Raw genomic sequence first — 4,910 nt, 5'->3', positions numbered from 1 at the left:
CACCTGCTGCAATGATTCTACTAGCTCTGCCGAAACAAGAGAGTGAAGCGCTGCTCCAAAAGCTGCTTCTTCCTGACATTTTGGAATACTCAGCTTCATTCCAAACATTTTTTCCGCCAATTCCTGCATAAGGCTATTTCTGCGAATTCCATTTCCTGATCCGACAAGATTAATTGCTTTATCTCCTGTCATCTGGCACATTTCCTGATACATACCATAAAGTTCCTTCAGAATTCCCCAAAGCATTCCTACAGTCATGGAACCAGGCGTAAAATTTTCTATGCCAATATTTGAAATGCTTCCTCTCTCTGTCGGATCTGTTCTTGTTCCAGAAAAAGTAGTTCGAATCTTCCATGCACTGTCAAGTCCTGCTTTTTCCATATAGGCTCTGGCCTGTTTTTCCATAATTTCATACAGAGAATTCTCCGCAGGATTTTTTCCTGACATTTCTGATATCTGACGATAAAACTGCTCCAGCATAGCATAAGCACGCCCGCCGCAAAGACTGGAACCCGCCAGGATATAAGAATCTTTTGTACATGGACGAAGTTCAATAGATCCTTCTGTTCCGTAAAATGTCCCTGTTCCATAGGACACCTGACTTCCTGTTCCGATATTTAACAGAACAGTGTCCCTGAGATTCCGTACAGATCCTATAAAGCTTGCCTGATTATCTCCAAGAGATACCATTACCGGTATCCCCTCAAGTCCACCTGCCACTGACTTTCCTATAATCTCATGGCCTTTACAGAGTTCCGGCAGGCAGTCAGTCCTTACTCCTGCTGCTTCCAACTTTTCTTTCAGAAACTCCCTGTTTTCCAGATCGAAACATCCCCAGCTGGCAGCCATATCTCCTGCCAGAATCGGCCTCCTTCTGTTACAGAATCTCATGGCAATATAGTCACTGATCGTTGTCATCCAGGCAGCATCTTCCGGAATCTCATTATTATGGCAAAGAAAAAAATGTGTAGTCATACCGTATCCAGTGGCTGCAGTCCCGACCTTTTTTCTCAGGACCTCTGCATAAGTACTGCCGCCATCCATTTTTTCATTACCGCTTTCGTCCTGCCATGTATAAAGAGGTGTTACTGCTTTTCCCTCTTTATTTACATAAAGAACGCCATGCATCTGTCCGGTAAATCCAATACTGTCTGGCTTTCCATACTTTGCAGCAAGCTCTGAAGCACCTTCCATTGTCAGACGATAAAGTTTCTCCGGATTCTGAACACGATTAAAAGAATGCATTCCTTCAATAAACGCCTGATGTGGTATGGTCCTGCTGCCCAGAAGCTCTCCGGACTTCCCTTCCAGAAGAATTATACTGATTGTTGTTGTTCCTATGTCAATTCCCATTGCCCGCATGATATTTTCCTCCGTTTTATGCTGCTGCAGAAAAACAGCAGCCTTTTGATTTATACAGAATTTACCCTTATCCCTTTTACCTGATACAAGCCAGCCTTCCACGCACCAGCCTTTTGATTTTGCTGTTTAAGACAGTCAAAAATTCTTTCCGACATACCCCTAAAATCCTGATCTACTGTAAATATCTCTTTTGCAGTAACACCCGGTGCTTCATCAATGAGAGCCACCGGACGAATATTTTGCTCACCCGCTATGCGTTCAAATGGAACTGCAAGTTCTCCTACTGCATAAAGTATCCCTTCACAGTCTTTCATTGTTCTCATATATTTTTTTACTTCAGAGTCTTCCAGTCTATCCAGGTGATCGTGATATTTTCGAGGAATTCGTACTACAATTCCTCCTGGGCATAATTTCAGAAATTCTTCTTCCCGAATCTTTACGCTTTCTACAGTTTCATCATCCCAGCCTACAAAACCAATTTTATTACAGTCAGCTTTTCTGAGATTCATTATAAGCGTATCTACTGCATCTCTGTTATCCAGACATACCGCGTCTGCATAATCATTTTTCCTTGCAGAATCAAAAAGAACCATATTCATTCCCAATCCGCGCAGTTTGCGTAATGCTTCATAGCTGATCTCCATATCTTCAAGCCATAGCACTACGTTGCGAAGATCTTTTTCATAAATTCTGAACAGACATTCCTCCAGAGACATCCCTGACGGTTTTTGTTTATAAAGCACCAAAGAGTCCATTGCTTCCGCTGTTGTTTGAAATGCATCAACAAAACGTGAAAAGAACGCATTCTGAGCCGGCGCTACAAGAGTGATGATATCCATATTTCCTGTTCTTGCACCATATTCCAGAGCCACTCTTGTCCCACTGCCCTGAATACGTTCTATAATATGATCCTCTTCAAGAAGTTTCAGCGCCTTACGAACAGTAACCCGGCTTACTCCCAGATCTTCTGCAAGTTTTCGTTCCGGCGGAATGTTTTCTCCATCCTTATAAATGTCCTTATAGATCATGCGGCATATTTGAGTTTTTATATTACGATAAAGGCTCTTTTCTTCCATAAATTCTCCATTAATGTCCCGAACCACTCAATGCAGTTGAATTAGGATCCAATCTCTTAATGATATCCGCCTGTATTTCTGGAGAAAGATCAAGAAAATTCACAAATGTTCCATGAATTCTTACAATATAGACACCACTTGGTGCATATTTTTTTGGATTTTCCAACACTTTAAGAAGCATATCCGGTGTTGTTACATTCACATACAGGTAAAATGGAGAGACTTCTTTTTCATCATAACTATTGAAAAACAGTGGGGTAAAAACTTTTTTCTTAAATTCCAGTCCTTTTTCTTCCATTGTCATGCTTTTAAAATAACCAGGATTTATACCAAAATGAGACGCATATCCACCATTCATTGTCCTGAATGGCAGTTGTCGATTCGACAGCATTCTCATTCCCAGTCCTCCAGAAGCCTCTCCATAAAGGGGATCCACACCATAATTTAACATTTCTCTGGCTTTTCTTCCATCAGGAGTAGCTCCTACCCAGTACCCGTACATCAGATGCGTAGATGGAGTCGCGTAGTCTGGTCTGAAAGGATTGCCAAGATAATTCTTTTTGGATGCTATCATCGCGGAAACTTTTTCTGCGATTTCTTTTGCTTCTTTGTCAACTTCCTCAATATTATTACCGAACTTATCACATTCCAAAAGATACTGATGCATTTCTTCGTCATGTTCAAAATTATCTTTTAATGCATCCAACATCCTGTCTGCATCTTCCGGCCTTTCTCTGAGCAGAGTATCAATGGCAATAAATGAATCTGCCAAAACGCTTAATCCATGAATCAGACATCCGCTTCCATTATATTTTGTTCCCTGCTGCTTTGTATCACGCATATCAATTCCTGTTTCAATTCCTCCCATCATTGAAGAAAGGAACGGAACCTGATAAAGTCCAATGGCTCTGGACGCATTATTCGCTGAGCTTACCATTTCATCAACATAATAATTCAGTTCTTTGTAAAATACCTCCCTGATATTTTTAAGAAGTTCCAGATTACTGCTATAACCGAGTTCTTCTTTCGTTTTTCCAATCTGGTCTCCTGTAATCTCAGATTTACCTCCCTGAAGCACTAATTCCAGAACTTTTGGCAGATTCAGCCAGCTGTTCGTTGTATTTCCATTGTCTTTTCCCATTATCAGCGGTTCCTGACATCCTGCAACAGAATAATCCGGAAGATCTTCTCTGTCTGTACCATGAGCCTCCAGTACTTCAAACAGGGCATCATCATTAAATAGTGACGGAGTAAGCACACCTGGTGTAAAAAAGAATCTTCCCATTTCCTCATAAAGTTTATCCGGTGTATTTTTGTGAAGTTTTACAGACAAAATCGGCTGAGGCAGATTCATATCAAAGTATGCGTCAAAAAGTGCATAGGAAGTTGGATTCGTCATATCTTTTCCATCTATATCTCTTCCCCCAATAATCAGATTCTGGGAAATTGCCCAGCTCCTGTCTGCCACATTAAAAAATACAAGCATATGTTTCAGAAGCGCTGCGGCTGTATCCCTGTCCAGATTTTCTTTCGCCCTATATGGTTCAAATATTCTGTCAGCATTTCCAACAGAAAATGCAAATGGATTCGGAGTCTGCTCCAGACACATGGTCTGCCATATCAGAAGGAAAGACTGAATCGCTTCATAAAGATCGGATGCACCTTCTGCCGGAACTCTTTTTAGGCTTTCTGCTATACATAAAAAACGTTCTTTGGTTTTACCCTCACTGTGCTTGGCTTTTTCTGTTGCCATAGCCTCATATCGGCCGGCAAGTACAAGAAGTGCATCCATAGTAATGCTCATTGCTTCATAGTAATCTTTTTTATTCTGATCATCAGTTGCTTCCTGATGCTCTGCAATCTCCTTTTTCACATATAAAACACCTTTTTCAAGGAGATGGCGAACATCTGGAATCACATGTCCGGTCACCTGTTCTATAAAAAATACTGCTTCTTTTGTATATTTTTCTACAGGTTTATATGCCGCTGTCAGCACTTTCGCAAATTCATTCTTTGCATAATAGTCTTTTACATGATCAATTCTTTTCTTTGTAATATCACCAATTGGAGCGATATCCCCAAAAACTGCCGTAGGATCACAATAGCCGGCAAAAGAGTTCACTGTAAAAGATGGATTGATCAATGCATAGGAACGGGCAAAAGCATCATCCTGAGTTCCTGCAAATACATGGTATTCCCCCAGGGTAAGAGGAATTTCTTTCATAATTTCCACCTGAGTCTTTGCAATTCGGATACAGTCCGGTTCATTTTTATAAATCTTATCACATCTCATGGCAATTTCTCTTGCAAGAAACCATCCTTCCAGATGATCCAATGATCTTTCTTCCTGAAATCTGTTTTTGGCTAAATCTGTAATTTCCTGAGGGCTGTAAATTTCTGTAATTTTCATTTTTTTCCTTGTATGATGTTTATAGAAGCTAAAACATCACCTTTTCCTTTCTTTTAGTAATG

Annotated in this window: 3 protein-coding genes; all 3 read right to left on the bottom strand. The window is 40.5% G+C overall.

Annotated features, from left to right (window positions below; all coding sequences use genetic code 11):
• Nucleotides 1–1,362 (bottom strand): FGGY family carbohydrate kinase (locus tag RDS42_RS12575; RefSeq protein ID WP_308783962.1); only part of this gene is annotated, 1,362 nt, incomplete at its 3' end.
• A gap of 50 nt (nt 1,363–1,412) precedes the next feature.
• On the bottom strand, nt 1,413–2,438 hold the full coding sequence (locus tag RDS42_RS12570) for a GntR family transcriptional regulator (RefSeq protein WP_308783961.1): 1,026 nt from the start codon (nt 2,436–2,438) through the stop codon (nt 1,413–1,415).
• A 10-nt stretch (nt 2,439–2,448) separates the two neighbouring features.
• Entirely contained in the window at nt 2,449–4,848 is a 2,400-nt protein-coding gene (locus RDS42_RS12565) for a pyruvate formate lyase family protein (RefSeq protein ID WP_308783960.1), read from the bottom strand.
• Nucleotides 4,849–4,910: the final 62 nt, after the last annotated feature.

The organism is uncultured Blautia sp., from assembly GCF_902497045.1.
Classification (GTDB): domain Bacteria; phylum Bacillota; class Clostridia; order Lachnospirales; family Lachnospiraceae; genus Blautia_A.
This window is presented reverse-complemented; position numbering and strand designations above follow the sequence as displayed.

Bases quoted from the DNA above. Each gene is read 5' to 3' on its own strand.
- RDS42_RS12570 (WP_308783961.1), bottom strand. From the start codon at position 2,438: ATGGAAGAAAAGAGCCTTTATCGTAATATAAAAACTCAAATATGCCGC.
- RDS42_RS12565 (WP_308783960.1), bottom strand. From the start codon at position 4,848: ATGAAAATTACAGAAATTTACAGCCCTCAGGAAATTACAGATTTAGCC.